10 protein-coding genes are annotated in these 15032 nt (G+C 68.6%); 3 read left to right on the top strand and 7 right to left on the bottom strand.

Features of this window, described 5'->3' with window-relative positions; translation table 11 throughout:
* Window positions 1-14: 14 nt before the first annotated feature.
* From FZ983_RS06605 to FZ983_RS06615, 3 genes are all read right to left on the bottom strand, one after another.
* On the bottom strand, window positions 15-524 hold the full coding sequence (locus FZ983_RS06605; RefSeq protein WP_247883624.1) for a class I SAM-dependent methyltransferase: 510 nt from the start codon (window positions 522-524) through the stop codon (window positions 15-17).
* A 126-nt stretch (window positions 525-650) separates the two neighbouring features.
* Complete coding sequence (gene hmgA, locus FZ983_RS06610) at window positions 651-1955, bottom strand: homogentisate 1,2-dioxygenase (RefSeq protein WP_149222782.1); 1305 nt, start codon at window positions 1953-1955, stop codon at window positions 651-653.
* Window positions 1956-2109: 154 nt separating this feature from the next.
* Window positions 2110-7497 carry a filamentous hemagglutinin N-terminal domain-containing protein gene (locus FZ983_RS06615; RefSeq protein WP_247883625.1) on the bottom strand — a complete coding sequence of 1796 codons (5388 nt, stop codon included), beginning with the start codon at window positions 7495-7497 and terminating at the stop codon, window positions 2110-2112.
* 341 nt (window positions 7498-7838) lie between these two features.
* Between FZ983_RS06615 and FZ983_RS06620 the strand changes: the two genes are divergently transcribed.
* Both FZ983_RS06620 and FZ983_RS06625 read left to right on the top strand, forming a co-directional pair.
* Window positions 7839-8591, top strand: coding sequence for a ParA family protein (locus tag FZ983_RS06620; protein ID WP_247883626.1), 753 nt, complete (start codon window positions 7839-7841; stop codon window positions 8589-8591).
* Between the two features lie 17 nt (window positions 8592-8608).
* Entirely contained in the window at window positions 8609-9376 is a 768-nt protein-coding gene (locus tag FZ983_RS06625) for a DUF3102 domain-containing protein (RefSeq protein WP_247883627.1), read from the top strand.
* A 21-nt stretch (window positions 9377-9397) separates the two neighbouring features.
* Here FZ983_RS06625 and FZ983_RS06630 read toward each other — a convergent pair whose 3' ends face one another.
* Window positions 9398-9973 carry a hypothetical protein gene (locus FZ983_RS06630; protein ID WP_247883628.1) on the bottom strand — a complete coding sequence of 192 codons (576 nt, stop codon included), beginning with the start codon at window positions 9971-9973 and terminating at the stop codon, window positions 9398-9400.
* A gap of 307 nt (window positions 9974-10280) precedes the next feature.
* Between FZ983_RS06630 and FZ983_RS06635 the strand changes: the two genes are divergently transcribed.
* On the top strand, window positions 10281-11186 hold the full coding sequence (locus tag FZ983_RS06635; RefSeq protein ID WP_149222785.1) for a LysR family transcriptional regulator: 906 nt from the start codon (window positions 10281-10283) through the stop codon (window positions 11184-11186).
* Between the two features lies 1 nt (window position 11187).
* On the opposite strand, the gene mmsB is transcribed toward FZ983_RS06635, so the two are convergent.
* From mmsB to FZ983_RS06650, 3 genes are all read right to left on the bottom strand, one after another.
* The gene (gene mmsB / locus FZ983_RS06640; RefSeq protein WP_348771040.1) at window positions 11188-12162 is read right to left on the bottom strand and encodes a 3-hydroxyisobutyrate dehydrogenase; all 975 of its coding nucleotides are present in this window, start codon (window positions 12160-12162) and stop codon (window positions 11188-11190) included.
* An 87-nt stretch (window positions 12163-12249) separates the two neighbouring features.
* Window positions 12250-13395 carry an isobutyryl-CoA dehydrogenase gene (locus FZ983_RS06645; RefSeq protein ID WP_149222787.1) on the bottom strand — a complete coding sequence of 382 codons (1146 nt, stop codon included), beginning with the start codon at window positions 13393-13395 and terminating at the stop codon, window positions 12250-12252.
* 57 nt (window positions 13396-13452) lie between these two features.
* The gene (locus tag FZ983_RS06650; protein ID WP_149222788.1) at window positions 13453-14952 is read right to left on the bottom strand and encodes a CoA-acylating methylmalonate-semialdehyde dehydrogenase; all 1500 of its coding nucleotides are present in this window, start codon (window positions 14950-14952) and stop codon (window positions 13453-13455) included.
* Window positions 14953-15032 lie beyond the last annotated feature (80 nt).

Below are 15032 nucleotides of genomic sequence, written 5' to 3' on the forward strand. Positions count from 1 at the left end.
GGGCGCCGCACCGCTCAGCCTTCCACCCGCCAGGCATGGTAGGGCCAGCGTTCGTCCGCCGGCAGGGGAAGCGGGGTCCAGTTGGGACGCTCCAGCGGCCGGTCGGACAGCACGACGCCGCCCGGCAGCATCAGCGCGTCGATCAGCGGCGCCAGCCAAGCCGCTTGGCGGGCGTCGTGGCTGCGGTCGGTGCTGCCGAAATCGGCATGGGCCAGCCGGGCGCAGCGGCCGAACCGCTCCGCCGCCGCCGGCATGGTTTCCTGGAAATCGCCGACGAACAGACGGTCCTCGTCCGGCGTCAGTTCCGGCGGCACCCGGACCCACATGTCGAAGACCAGGATGTCGCGCGGCGGGAACAGGTGGCGCAGATGGTCGAAGGTGCGGCCCTTGCCCAGCCCCACCTCCAGCACCATGCCGTCGCGGCCGGCGACGGCACGCTCGGCCCAGGCCAGCGCGTCGCGTTGCACGGTCAGCCGATCGATCATGCGGTCGAGCAGCGACCTGGATTCCAATTCTTTGCCCATAGCGGCCCCCATCGGCCCCTCCCCTGCGCTTCACGGATCGGCAAGGCGCAGTGTGAAAGGCCGCGCGCGTGCCGTCGAGACAAATTGTCGCATGGTCGGGGCCGGCGGGTGCTCCGCCCTGCCCGCTTACGGGCGGTGCGGGTCGAAGCGCTTCGCCAGCCCCTGCCAGCAGCGGTAATAATCGTGCTGAAGCTCGGCAGTTTCCAGTGCGTGCCGCGTCGGACGAATGACGGCGCGCGTTTCGAACATGAAGGCCATGGTGTCGCCGACCCGCTGCGGCCGGGTGGTGTCGGCGGCGGTGGCCTTGGCGAAGGTCTCCGCATCCGGCCCGTGGCCGCTCATGCAGTTGTGCAAGCTTGCCCCGCCGGGCAGGAACCCTTCCTCCTTGGCGTCGTAGACGCCATGGATCAGGCCCATGAACTCGCTGGCGATGTTGCGGTGGAACCAGGGCGGGCGGAAGGTGTCCTCCTGCACCAGCCAGCGCGGCGGGAAGATGACGAAGTCGATGCTGTCGACACCGGGCGTGTCGCTGGGCGATTGCAGCACCAGGAAGATCGACGGATCCGGGTGATCGAAGCTGATCGAGCCGATGGTGTTGAAGCGGCGCAGGTCGTATTTGCATGGCGCGTGGTTGCCGTGCCAAGCGACGACGTCCAGCGGCGAATGGCCGATAGGCGCGCTCCACAGATGGCCGTCGAACTTCGCCACCAGTTCGAAGGCACCCTCGACATCCTCGTACCAAGCGCCGGGGGTCAGGAAGTCGCGCGGGTTGGCCAGCCCGTTTGAACCGATGGGGCCAAGGTCCGGCAGGCGGAAGGGCGCGCCGTAATTCTCGCAGACATAGCCGCGGGCGGTGCCGTCCGGCAGTTCGACGCGGAAGCGCAGGCCGCGGGGGATCAGCGCGATCTCCTGCGGTTCGACCTCCAGCACGCCCAGCTCGGTGAACAGGCGCAGCCGGCCCTGCTGCGGCACGATCAGCAACTCGCCGTCGGCATCGTAGAAGAAGCGTCCCTCCATCGACCGGTTGGCGGCGTAGAGATGGATGCCGCAGCCCGCCTGCGCCTGCGGTCCGCCGTTGCCGCCCATGGTGACGAGCCCGGCAACGAAGTCGGTCGGCGCGTCCGGCATCGGCGGCGGGTTCCAGCGCAGTTGCGTCGGCGGGGCCGGCACCTCGTCGAAGCGGCTGGTCAGCCGGCCGGACTCCATCGGCCGGAACGGCTCATGCACCACCGCCGGGCGAATGCGGTAGAGCCAGGAGCGGCGGTTGTGCGCACGGGGGGCCGTGAAGGCGGTTCCGCTGATCTGTTCGGCATAGAGTCCGTAGGGCGGGCGCTGCGGCGAGTTGCGGCCGACGGGCAGCGCGCCCGGCAGCGCCTCCGTCGCGAACTCGTTGCCGAAGCCGGACTGGTAGGTGAAGGCGGGGGACGTCATGCGGGCTGCTCCCTTATCCGGGGGATACGGCCGGCGTGGTGCCGGGCGCGACCATTTGTCGCTCATATAGTTTCTTTTGAAACTATGCGCCAGTGGAAATTGGGGGAGTGGTCTCCCTCTCCCGGGACGGGAGAGGGCAATCATCGTGTTTTCCTCAGTTCATCGCGCGGTCGGGCAGGTCCAGCAGGAAGTCGCCGCCTTCGTCGTAGCCGGCGGTGCGGATCACGCCGTATTGCGGGGTCTGCGGGGCGTCGCGGGTCACGTCCTCGCGGACCTGCTGGTACAGCGCGAAGCCGTTGCTGTCCTTCGGCAGCGCCAGCACCCGCTTTTTCAGTGCCGTGGCGAAGGGGGAGTTCACCTCGCCGTCGGCCACGGGTTCATCGCCGCCCGACGATAGCGCCATCACCGACCGGCGCTGACGGATCTCCTGCTCGTTGGCGAGGCGGGCGGCATCGACCTTCTGTTCCTTGGTGAAGGCGCCGGAATAGCAGCTGTCCGACACCAGCATCACATGCTTGGCCGGCATGCGGCTGAGGAAGCGGCCGATGTCGTTGTTCGACACCCAGTTGCGGGCGCTGGTGGTCTCCGCATCGGCCGGCAGCCAATAGCCGGCACCGGTTTCCGCCAGCTCATAGCCGTGACCGGCATAATAGACCATCACCTGGTCCTGCTCGCCCACCTCGCGGCCGAGCTTGCGCAGCGCCTCGCCGATCTGTGCCTTGGTCGGGTTGCGCAGCACCCGCGTCTCGTAGCCGAGATGATCGTTCAGCGCCTTGCCCACCGCCTTGATGTCGGCGTCCGGCGTGGCCAGGGCGGGAATGCCGGTATCGCGGTAGCTGTCGACCGCGATCATCAGGGCGATCTTGCGCGGCTTCGGCGGAGCGGCCGGGTCGGGTGTGGCGGCGGCGGCATCGATGGCGATGCGCTGCTCGGTCGTCTTGCCCGTCTCGTCGGTCATGGTCAGCGTGGCTTCGGTCGCCCCCGGTTCCACCGGGATGCTGGTGCGGAACTGCCCCTGCTCGTCGATGAAGACCCAGCGGCCGTTCACCCGCGCTTCGGCCAGATTGGCGCTGTCGGCGACGATGCCGCGCAGGGTCATGCTGCCGCCGCGGGTGCGGCCGCCGCGTGCCTGTTGCAGGCTGGGCGGAGCCGAGGAGGCGTTCGGCTGGCCGAACATGTCCGCTGCCGCCGGGTTCGCCGCCAGTTGGCGGAGCGCGCCGGAAAAGGCCTGGGTGCGCTGTTCGCGCTCCACCCGCTGCACCATGGCGAGGTAGGTGCGGGCGACCTGGGGCGGCAGGTTGGCCTGGGTCACCGTGGCGCGCACCTGGGCATAGCCGCCGGGCTGGCCGGCCGCGCTGTTCTGCAGGATGCCGCCGACGCGCACCGCCACCGGATCGCTGCTGGCGGTCAGGCCGCCGATCAGGGTGGGGACGGGAACGCTGGCCAGCACGGCGCGCTGTTCCGGCAGCGACAGCGTGCCGGTCGCCAGCGTCGTCACCGCCTGCGCCATGCCGCCGCCGCCGGCAGCCTGGATGATGGAGCCGGCCGCCGCCTGGACCTGAGGCGAGGCGAGAAGCTGCGGGCCCGGTTGCGACAGGGTGGCGCCGGAGGCGTAGGCCTGCGTCGCCTCTGCCGTGAAGGTGACGGAGCGGCCGGACGGCAGCACCACCGTCGATGGGCCGGCGGGAGGCGGCGGTGGCGGCGGCGGAGAGGTCGGACCGCTGCCGGAGGACGAACTGCCGCCCGCCGCCTGGGTGCCCTGCCCGTCCCCGGTCTGGGGAGCGGTGTTCTGGCTGGCCGTGCCCTGGCTGGCCGTGCCTTGGGTGGCCGTGCCTTGGGTGGCCGTGCCCTGTTCCAGCGCCGACAGGAAGGTCTGCGGGGTGGTTGCGGTGGTCGAGGCCCCGGTTGCCGGAGTGGTCGTGCCGGTGGTCGCGGTGCCGTTGGTGGTCGTACTGGCGGCCGTGCCGGTCGTCGTGGCCGCGGGTGTGGCCGCGGTTGTGGCTGTTGTCGGGTTTGCTGCGATCTGTGCCACCGTTTGCAGCACCGTCTGTACGGAGCTGTTGCCGGCCGCGGCGGATTGGCCGCTGGAAGACGATGTGTCCGAGGGGGTGGTGCCCGCCGACCCGGTTCCGGTTCCTTCCGGGGTGGTGCCGGACGTATCGGTGCCGGACGTATCCGTCCCGGACGTGTCGGTGGACGGCGTGCCGGTTCCGCCCCCGTCTCTACCGTCGCTCCCTGGCGTGGTGGGGGTGGTCGGCGTGGTTGGAACCTCCGGCACCGTCGGCGTCACCGGCGGCAATACCGGAGGCGGCGGAGGTGGCGGGGGCGGCGGAGGCGGCGGAGGAGGAGGAGGTGCCGGCGTAGCGCTGATCACCACATTTCCGTTTCTGTACACGTCCAACGGCATCTCGCCGGTTCCAGCGGTGCCCTGCAGGGATACCTCTCCGGCGGCCGCCACGATTTCGATGCTGCCATCGGCTTCGGCATCCAGGCCGATGCCGGCGACCTCCAGATCGGCCCTCGATGCACCGGCCTTGCCGGTGATGGCGACCCCGCCGGACGAATGGATCGCCGCCGTCCCTTTGACCATCACGCCCCAGGACTCCAGGGAGTCGGCTTCGGTGGCGTCGCCGTCGATGCGGATGGCGTCGGCAGCGGTGGAACGGGAGACGATGGTCGGGTTCGCGTCGGTGGCGCCTTCGATCAGAACGCCGGCATTCCGGCTTTCATCTTGGGAAACCGCCTTGCCATGGATGGTGATCCGCCCGGTGCCGGAGCCGATGGCCGAGTTCCCGGTGATCGAGACGCCATGGCTCTCCCCCACATAGCTGGGAGGCGGCCCATTGGAATAAAGGGCGCCCTGCCCGCGAATGGAGATGGCGCCGCCGCTGGAGTGCAGCGAACTGGCGTCGATCTGCACGCCGGCCATGTCGGACGAGTCGGCCTGGGCCGCCTCGCTTGTCGGATCGTTGCCGCCCCCCAGGGTGATGGCGCCGCCGGTGGTCTCGATGCTGCTGGCGGTCAGCCGGATGGCGCCCACGTCGCCGCTGCGGTTGCTGTTCAGCGTGGCCGGTCCATTGCCCACTATGATGCGGCTGTCCGTCAGATACACCCCATAGGCGGCATTCAGCCTCACCGCCCTTTCGGATGCGAGGATGGTGTTGCTGTCGAGCAGAAGATTGCCGGCGGAGTCGATGGTGATCGGGGCGCCTTCATTGCTGATTGTCGCTTCGCTCAGCACGATGTCGCGTCCGGAGTCGGCACCTCCCCTGATGTCGATCGCCCCATTGCCTGCCACGGTGATGGCGGACAATGCTTCCAAGCGGACAGCATCGTTGCCGTCGGAACCTTCACCGCGGCCTTCGACGCCGGTGATGGAGACCGCACCTCCCATGGTCTGGAGCGTAGAGGCCGCCAGCAGCACGCCGACATTGCCGCTGTAGTTCATGCCGCTGCCCCCCACGCCGTTCAGCGTGATGGAACCGGTCCCCGTTATCAGATGGCTGTCGTACAGCGCGATGCCATGATTGCCGGGAAGATTGTACTCGCCCCCCTCGCCGTTGATCAGGATGGAACCGGAGCCGGTCGAGACGATCGCATTCGTGAACGCTACGCCGGTGCGCGGACCCATCTGGTTAATGCCGTCGATCTTGCCGACCGGGCCGATGGCGGGATTTGTGCGCGGGTTCGCTCCGCCGCCGACGATGAAGGTGCCGCCGTTGGTAAAAATGCTGACTGGACCGGGGTTGGGATCAGATGCAGGCCGTCCGGTTATCCGCACCATGCCGCCATCGGTTCCGGTCGCTGCGTTTAGAGTCACGTTCAGCGCGCCCGCGCTGGATATGATGTCGTGGCTGATGAAGATGTTGCGGTAAGCGTTCAGCCTCAGGGTTGCGTCGCCTCCCGCCCCTTTTCTGATCGCTTCATTGACGATGATGTCGCCATTGCCCTCCGTGGTGGACTCCGTCTGAATGGTGACGTTGGTGCCGAGGTCGAGCGACGCTGCGACCGTCGAGGAAGCGATGACCGTGCGGGGCGGGTCCGGGTCGTCGGGATTTTCATCGCCCGGGTCGGTGCCGATGACGACCTTGGATGGATCGAGCAGCCAGAACCCGCCCTTGCCTGCCGGCGCCCCGGCATCGACCCGGCCGCGCACCTGCAGCGACAGCTTGCCGGACGTCTCCACGAAGCCGCCGTTGCCGCCGGCCGCACCGCCGCGGGCGGAGACGGCGCCGTCGAAGCGGGTGCCGCCATCGGCCCACACCACGACCTTGCCGCCCTTGCCGTTCCCGGTGGCGTCGGCGGCGATGGTCGCCCCCTGCGCCACAACCGTCTCGGTCGACGGCGGCACCGGCTTGCGCGCCGGGCGGATGTCGTAGCCGGCCAGCGTGGCGGCGGACGCCTTGCCGCCCTGCACGTCACCGCCGATCAGCACCTCCCCTCCCCCGGCGGCGCCCGACGCGGTGACGCGCGCCGATGCCGTCAACGCCGTGCGGTTGCCCGACACGATGACGGAGCCGCCACTCTGGCCGGCGCCGCTGCCGCCGGCATCCAGCGTGCCCGACACCTCCACCGCGCCGCCGTCGCCGAGCAGGACGATGTCGCCGCCCTGCTGCTCCACCCGCCGGGCCTGGACGGTGCCGGACATGTTGACGACGCGGTCGACCAGCCCCTTGGCGGCCGACGCCGTCATCTGCACCCGGCCGCCATCGGCGAAGATCTTGCCGCTGTTGCTGACCAGCGCGTCCACCGGCTTGCCGTCGGCACCGACGGGCCGCGCGTCGGTCTTCGTATCGGATTGGGCGTCCACCGCGATGTTGATCTTCTGGTCGCCGAACAGGTCGACGACGAAGCGCCGGCCGGAGGCCAGGGTCACTTCGCCCAGCCGGGCGTGGATGGTGCCGCGGTTGGCGACGCCGGGCGCGACCAGCGCCGCCAGCCCGGCCTGTGCCACTGTGATGGTGCCCTCATTCTCCACCGTCGCGGTGGAGCCGGCGCGGCCTTCGAAGCCGTAGCGGCCGGCCATGAAGTCTTCGTTGCGGATGTCGTGGGTGGTGGCGACCAGCCCGCCGACATCGACGCTGGCGTTCGGGCCGAACAGGATGCCGTTCGGGTTGACGAGCCAGACCTGCCCGTTGGCGGTCAGCCGCCCCATGATGGCGGAGGGATCGGGGCCGGTGACGCGGTTCAGCGTGATGGAGCCGGCGTCGGGCTGCCGGAAGTTGGTGTGCTCGCCCTCCCCGATGCCGAAGCGTTGCCAGTCGATCACCGCCTTCGAGGTGGATTGGATGACGTCGAGCCGGCCGGGTCCTGTGGACTGGATGGTGGCGCTGCCTTCGGTGACCACGCCGCCTTCGGGGTTGGCGAAGGCGGGCAGGGCCGGCAGGCCGAGGGCGGCCACGGCGGTGATGACCGCCAGACGCGCCGCTCCCGCCAATGCGGTGGTGCGGCACAGGGCGTGCCTCAGTCGGGTTCCGATGCGTTCCTCTCGGGCGTCCACAGCCTGTCCCACCGATCCGTCCTTCACACCCGATCCCCGCATCACCGATCCACTCCCCAGCCCAAGCCCCCGATGCTCGCGGGAAGGCGATATCCTGTCCGGCTTCTTGGAATGCGAAACATTTTAGCGACGCAGGCGCGGGGCGGAAATGCCGAAAGTGGTGACGGAATGTTTCGTTGCCGCAATGCGCGAGGGGGCGTGTGTCGTGCCGGAAGCGTTACCGGTAACGGAACTGCCCCGGAAAGCGTTACCGGTAATGCCTTTTCGGTACAGAAACTCTCTATTTCAATGGTTCAGGTCCCGCCTTTGCCCTTTCGACCCGACTGCCGATCCGCTAATAAGAAGGCCATCCAGAAGACGGGCACGCGATGCAGGGGGAACAGATGGCCGATCCGACCGCCGTCGCCACACGGAAATCTGCAGGCAAACCGGCAGGTAAACCGACCGGCAAGCAGGCGGGGCAGAATGCCGTTGATCCGGTACAGACGACTGCGCAGAAGCCCGCCCGCTGGGTGGTTTACAGCGCGCCGAAGGGCGGCACCGGAAAGACCACCAGCTGCAAGAACACCGCGGTGGCGGCCGCCAAGGACGGCATGCGCGTCGCGACGCTGGATTTCGATCCGCAGCGCACGCTGGGCCAGTGGCATGAACTGCGCCGTCCGCACGACGTCGCCGCCATCGACCATTATGAAGGCACGCTGGAGGAGATCGACGCGGCGCTGTCCCAGATCGACCCTGCCCGCTACGACGTGATCTTCATCGACACGCCGCCGTCGGTGGAACTCTATCCCGAAGCGACCAAGATCCTGCTGCGCCGCGCCGACCTCGTTCTGGTGCCGACCGGCGTGGGGCGTTTCGACAAGATGAGCGTCATCCCCTGGATGGAGTTCCTGCGCGATTACGGCCGCCCCGCCGCCTTCCTGCTGAACCGGGTCAAGCGCCGGTCGGTCAGCCTGCGGGAAGCGAAGCTGGAACTGGGCCGGGTCGGGCGGCTGGTCCCGCACGAGGTGCCGGACATCGAGGACATGCACCGGGTCGACGACATCGGCTGCTCCATCGTCGATGTCGGTGCGGTGAACGGCGCCGACGAATGCCTGGGCGCCTGGTACTTCATCCGGCACGAGTTGGGGATTTGAACCCGGGGGATTTGAATATGGCCAACGTGAAGTCCTTCATGAAGAAGGTGGCGGAGCAGGGCAAGGCCGCTCCCCAGCCGGCTGCCCAGCCCGCGGCGCCCACGGTGCCGGCCCGCAACACCGCGGCGGTGGCGCCGTCAAAGGCCGACCGCCGGGCGTCGGACATCAGCGACGCCATCGTGCCCTGCCACACCCGGCAGGAATTCGCGCAGGAAATCCGCTATCACTGGAACCGCAGCCGCAAGGAATTCCTGTCGATCGGCCGCTATCTGAACCGCGCCAAGGAAATCCTGCCCCACGGCGATTTCGAGGCGATGATCGAGAGCGACATGCCGTTTTCGGTCGAGACCGCCTTTCGCTTCCGCGCGGTGGCGGAGGCGGTGGATACCGGGCGGCTGTCGCTGGAGGTGCTGCCGGGGGCGGAAAGCGTCGCCTATCAGATCGTCACCATGACACCGGACGAGCTGGAGCGCGCGAAGGCCGAGGGACTGGTCCGTCCCGACGTGACCCGCCGCCAGCTGATCGACTTCAAGCGCTCGCTGCGCCCGCCGAAGGACGTGACGCCGAACGACCGGCGTCGCCAGCTTCTGGCCGAATATGCCCGGCTGCGCGCCCGCATCGCGGAGGTTCGCGACGAGTTGCGGCGTGACCACGGCATCGACCCGGAGCATGACCACGGCCGGCCGGGGCGAACCGGCGTCACCATCGACGTCGTTGCCGAGGACATGGGGGCCGAGGATATGGGGGCGGAGGATGTCGGCACGGAGCCGGACGACGCGTCGTAAGGCGCCTCGGTTCCGGTGCCGTCAGTTTCGGTGAGACGTGTGGGAACCGGGCGCGCCGCCGCCGTCGCCCCGGCGCGGTGACGATCCACCGCCCAGCAGGTCGCCCAGCGCCCGGAAATCGCGTTGGAAGTTGCTGAAGAAGTCTCCGCCGCCTCCGCCGGTACGGGACACCTGGGCCGCCGACGTGCCCGTCGTATGGGTTTGGCTGTGGCTGGAACCCCGGTTCGACGTGCGGATCCGCCGTTCCGGGGCCTTCGGCTTGCGCGGCGGCGTCACTGCGGGCAGGGGAGGGGCGTCGGGCAGGGAGGCGATTTCCGGCGCGCGGGCGAAGGCATCGCCGCACAGGCCCTGGTCGGCGGCCTTCTCCAGCCGGTTCGGGTCAAGAAGCCAGCAGTCGAAGGCGTCGGTCTGAGGCGTGGCCGGGGCCTGAACCGTTACCGGGACTGGCGCCGGATCGGGCGTTGACGGAGCGGGGGAGGGCAGGGGGGCATCGGCCTCCGGCGCGGACAGCAGCGGTTCAGCGGAGGCCGGTGGTGCCGCAGCCGCGACAAGGACGGCAAGCGTCGCTGCCGCGATCATCGCTGTCGGCATCGCCATTGCCGATCCGCTCCAGTTCCCCGTCCGGCCCTCGCCCGGCATCGCCCGTCCTTTCGTTCTTCGCAGTCGTCAGGAACGCCGCATCCCTCAACAGATAAACGCAACAGGCGGGCGCTTCGTCCACGCGAAATGGGGGCGGACCCCGAAAGATGCGGTACTCCTTCGGGGCATGCTCTTTCGGTGCTTGTGTTCGCACCGGGTGCGGCGTTGTCGCAGGGGCGGCTTGGCGCTCTTGTCAGAGGGGCGGGTTGATGGGACAGTTCGGCCCCAGCTTCACCAGCGAGAATGGACGGCGGCGCCGGCGGACATGGCCGATTTCAATTGGAACGACCTGCGATTCTTCCTGGCGGTGGCCCGCGCCGGTACATTGACCACGGCGGCCCAGCGCCTGCGTGCCGACCACACCACGGTCAGCCGCCGCATCTCGGCGCTGGAGGACGCATTGCGCGTCACCCTGTTCGAACGCCGGCCCAGCGGATTCACCCTGACGCCGCAGGGCGAGCGGCTGAAACAGACCGCCGAGGTGATGGAGAGCGCGGCGCTTCTGGCGCAGGGCATGGTGGCCGATGGCGATCTGGCGCTTGCCGGCGCGGTGCGCATCGGGGCGCCGGACGGCTTCGGCAGCTGTTTCCTGGCGCCGCGCATCGGGAGCCTGTGCGAACGCCATCCGGAGCTGGAGGTGCAGCTGGTCGCCATGCCGCGCGTCTTCAGCCTGTCCAAGCGCGAGGCCGACATCGCCATCAGCCTGTCGCGTCCGCAGGAAGGGCGGCTTTATGCCCGGAAGCTCACCGATTACCGGCTGGGGCTGTACGGCACAGCCGCCTATCTGGACGCCCGGCCACCGATTCGCAGCCGGGCCGACCTGCGCGGCCAGTCCTTCATCGGCTACATCGACGACCTGATTTTCGCGCCCGAACTGGACTATGTCGAGACGATCGGGGAGGTGGTGCCGCGCATCAAGAGCAGCAGCCTCGTCGCCCAGCTGAAGGCGACGCAGGCCGGCGCCGGCCTGTGCATGCTGCCGGCCTTCATCGCCGGCGCTGAGCCCGATCTTGTGCCGGTCCTGCCGGAAGAACTGACGATCACCCGGTCCTTCTGGCTGATCGTGCACGAGGATCTGCGGTCGCTGGCGCGGATATCCATGACCGCAGACTACATCGCCGATCTGGTCCGGCGGGAGCAGGCGCTGTTCCTGCCCCCGCCGGCCATGTAGCTCAGCCTTCGCCGCGCAGCATACGGATGATGCCGGAGAAGTCGGTGCCGCCCTCGCCTTGCGCGTTCATCATGGCGTAGAGCTGTGCCGCAGCGGCACCCAGCGGGGTGGGGGCGCCGGCGCTCTGCGCCGCTTCCTGGGCCAGCTTCAGGTCCTTCAGCATCAGCGCCGCCGCGAAACCGGGCTGGTAATCGCGGTTGGCCGGGCTGGTGGGGACCGGGCCGGGGACCGGGCAATAGCTGGTCAGCGACCAGCACTGGCCCGACGAGGTGGACGACACGTCGAACAGCGCCTGATGCGACAGCCCGAGCTTCTCCGCCAGGACGAAGGCCTCGCAGACGCCGATCATCGAGATGCCGAGGATCATGTTGTTGCAGATCTTCGCCGCCTGACCGGCACCGGCGCCGCCGCAATGGACGATCTTCTTGCCCATGGCTTCCAGGATCGGCCGGGCGCGTTCGAAGGCGTCCGGCTCGCCGCCGGCCATGAAGGTCAGCGTGCCGGCAGCCGCACCGCCGACACCGCCCGACACCGGCGCGTCGAGCGAGGCCGCACCCTTGGCCGCGGCCAGGGCATGGGCCTTGCGGGCGGAGTCCACGTCGATGGTGGAGCAGTCGATCAGCAGAGTGCCCGGCTTCACCACCGCGACGATGCCCGTGTCGCCGTCATAGACGCCCAGAACATGGCGGCCGCCCGGCAGCATGGTGACGACCACCTCCGACGCGGCGGCGATGGCCGCCGGGGACTCGCCAATGGTGACGCCGGCCGCCTTGGCCGCGTCGATCGCGGCGGTGGACAGGTCGTAGCCCACCACCTGATGCCCCATCTTCACGAGGTTCGCGGCCATCGGGCCGCCCATGTTGCCCAATCCGATGAAACCGATCACCGCCATCGTCGCGTCTCCCGTTGGTTTGGTTTTTTGGTTGCTTCCCCCTCTCCCCCCCGGGGAGAGGGTCGGGGTGAGGGGGATGCACATGCTGGATTTTTGCCGGAGGGCCGCCGCGTGCCCCCCTCACCCTAACCCTCTCCCCGGGGGGGAAGAGGGGATGAGGTTCCGTGTTGGTCAGGCCATCCGCCCGATCTCGCTGCGCGAGACGATCAGGCGCATGATCTCGTTGGTGCCTTCCAGGATCTGGTGGACCCGCAGGTCGCGGACGATCTTCTCCACGCCGTAATCCGCCAGATAGCCGTAGCCGCCGAACAGCTGCAGGGCGTTGTTCGCCACCTCGAAACCGGTGTCGGTGGCGAAGCGCTTCGCCATGGCGCAGAGGCGGGTGGCGTCCTTGCTCTTGGCGTCCAGCGCCGAGGCGGCGCGGTGGACGAAGGTGCGGGCTGCCTCCAACTCCGTCGCCATGTCGGCGATACGGAACTGCAGCGCCTGGAAACGGTCGAGCGACTGGCCGAAGGCCTTGCGCTCGCTCATGTAGGTCAGCGCCTTGTCGAGCGCGGCCTGGGCGCCGCCGATGGAGCAGGCGGCGATGTTGATGCGGCCGCCGTCCAGCCCCTTCATGGCGAACTTGAAGCCCATCCCCTCCTGCCCCAGCAGGGCGGAGGCGGGGACGCGGGCGTCCTCCATGATGACGGCGCGGGTCGGCTGGGCGTTCCAGCCCATCTTGTGCTCGTTGGCGCCGAAGGAGAGGCCGGGGGTGTCCTTGGGCACCAGGAAGGCGCTGATGCCGCCGGGGCCGTCTTCGCCGGTGCGGGCCATGACGAGATAGAGGTCGGAGCTGCCGGCGCCGGAAATGAACTGCTTGGCGCCGTTCAGGATGTAGCCGTCGCCGTCGCGCACCGCCCTGGTGCGCAGAGCCGCGGCGTCGGAGCCGGCGTTGGCCTCGGTCAGGCAATAGCTGGCCAGCCATTCCATGGTGCAGAGCTTGGGCAGCCAATGGGCCTTCTGCTCGTCATTGCCGAAATTGTCCACCATCCCCGCCACCATGTTGTGGATGGAGATGTAGGAGGCGATGGTCGGGCAGCCCTGGCTCAGCGCCTCGAAGATCACCACGGCGTCGAAGCGGCTCAGCGCCGAGCCGCCATGGTCCTCCGACACATAGATGCCGCCCATGCCGAGTTCGCCGGCGGCGCGCAGGGTGTCGACGGGGAAATGCTTCTTCTGGTCCCACTCGACGGCATTGGGCGCCAGCTCATCGCGGGCGAAGGACAGCGCCATGTCGCGGATGGCGACCTGGTCTTCGGTCAGTTCAAAGGACATGCGTCACCTCGTGTAACCCCCCTCCCGCCGGAGGCGGGAGGGGGAATGTTACGCCCATCAATCCATGGTCGGAATGACGAAGCTGGCGCCTTCCTTGACGCCCGAGGGCCAGCGGGAGGTGACGGTCTTGGTCTTGGTGTAGAAGCGCACCGCGTCGGGGCCGTGCTGGTTCAGGTCGCCGAAGCCCGAACGCTTCCAGCCGCCGAAGGTGTAGTAGGCGAGCGGAACCGGGATCGGAACGTTGATGCCGACCATGCCGACATCGACGCGGGAGGCGAAGTCGCGGGCGGCGTCGCCGTCGCGGGTGAAGATGGCGACGCCGTTGCCGTATTCGTGGTCGTTCGGCAGGGCCAGCGCCTCTTCATAGGAGTCGGCGCGGACGACGGAGAGGACCGGGCCGAAGATCTCCTCCTTGTAGATGCGCATGTCCGGCTTGACCTCGTCGAACAGGCAGCCGCCCATGTAGAAGCCGTTCTCGTAGCCCTGCATGCTGAACTCGCGGCCGTCGACCGCCAGCTTGGCACCTTCCTTGACGCCGATATCGACGTAGGACTTCACGCGCTCCAGATGTTCGCGCGTCACCAGCGGGCCGAAATCGGCGCTGCTGTCGGTGGACGGGCCGACCTTCAGGCTTTCCACCCGCGGGATCAGCCGTTCCATCAGGGCGTCGGCGGTCTTCTTGCCGACCGGCACGACGACAGAGATCGCCATGCAGCGCTCGCCCGCCGCACCGTAACCGGCGCCGATCAGCGCGTCGGTCGCCTGGTCGAGGTCGGCGTCCGGCATCACCAGCGCGTGGTTCTTTGCGCCGCCGAAGCACTGCACCCGCTTACCGGCCGCACAGCCGCGGTTGTAGATGTATTCGGCGATCGGGGTGGAGCCGACAAAGCCCACCGCCTTGATGTCGCGGTCGTCGAGGATGGCGTCCACCGCCACCTTGTCGCCGTGGACGACGTTGAGGACGCCCGCCGGCAGGCCGGCTTCCAGCATCAGCTCGGCCAGCTTGACCGGCACGCCGGGGGTGCGCTCCGACGGTTTCAGGATGAAGGCGTTGCCGCAGGCGATGGCCGGGGCGAACTTCCACATCGGGATCATGGCCGGGAAGTTGAACGGCGTGATGCCGGCGACGACGCCCAGCGGCTGGCGCATCGAATAGATGTCGATGCCGGGGCCGGCGCCGTCGGTGAACTCGCCCTTCAACAGGTGCGGGATGCCGCAGGCGAACTCCACCACCTCAAGACCGCGCTGGATGTCGCCCTTGGCGTCGACGATGGTCTTGCCATGCTCCAGCGACAGCAGCAGCGCCAGTTCGTCGTAATCGCGCTGGACGAGGTCGAGGAAGCGCATCAGCACGCGGGCGCGGCGCTGCGGGTTGGTGGCGGCCCAGCCGCGCTGCGCCTCCTTGGCGTTCTCCACCGCGGCGCGCATCTCCTCCACGCTCGCCAGCGGCACGCGGGCGCGCACCTCGCCGGTCATCGGGGAGTAGACGTCGGCGAACCGCCCCGACTTTCCGGAAACCAGCTTGCCGCCGATCAGGTGCTGAAGTTCGGTGGTCATCCTATTGTCCTCCCATGGGATTGTTTGTCACCATGTGGACCTGAGCGGCTCTTCGGATCGACCCGAAACTTTGCGCAACG

It is taken from the genome of Azospirillum sp. B21 (genome assembly GCF_008364825.1).
GTDB lineage: Bacteria > Pseudomonadota > Alphaproteobacteria > Azospirillales > Azospirillaceae > Azospirillum.

Coding starts and splice junctions, on each gene's coding strand:
- FZ983_RS06605 (WP_247883624.1), bottom strand. CDS start 524: ATGGGCAAAGAATTGGAATCCAGGTCGCTGCTCGACCGCATGATCGAT.
- hmgA (WP_149222782.1), bottom strand. CDS start 1,955: ATGACGTCCCCCGCCTTCACCTACCAGTCCGGCTTCGGCAACGAGTTC.
- FZ983_RS06615 (WP_247883625.1), bottom strand. CDS start 7,497: ATGCGGGGATCGGGTGTGAAGGACGGATCGGTGGGACAGGCTGTGGAC.
- FZ983_RS06620 (WP_247883626.1), top strand. CDS start 7,839: ATGGCCGATCCGACCGCCGTCGCCACACGGAAATCTGCAGGCAAACCG.
- FZ983_RS06625 (WP_247883627.1), top strand. CDS start 8,609: ATGGCCAACGTGAAGTCCTTCATGAAGAAGGTGGCGGAGCAGGGCAAG.
- FZ983_RS06630 (WP_247883628.1), bottom strand. CDS start 9,973: ATGGCGATGCCGACAGCGATGATCGCGGCAGCGACGCTTGCCGTCCTT.
- FZ983_RS06635 (WP_149222785.1), top strand. CDS start 10,281: ATGGCCGATTTCAATTGGAACGACCTGCGATTCTTCCTGGCGGTGGCC.
- mmsB (WP_348771040.1), bottom strand. CDS start 12,162: ATGTGCATCCCCCTCACCCCGACCCTCTCCCCGGGGGGGAGAGGGGGA.
- FZ983_RS06645 (WP_149222787.1), bottom strand. CDS start 13,395: ATGTCCTTTGAACTGACCGAAGACCAGGTCGCCATCCGCGACATGGCG.
- FZ983_RS06650 (WP_149222788.1), bottom strand. CDS start 14,952: ATGACCACCGAACTTCAGCACCTGATCGGCGGCAAGCTGGTTTCCGGA.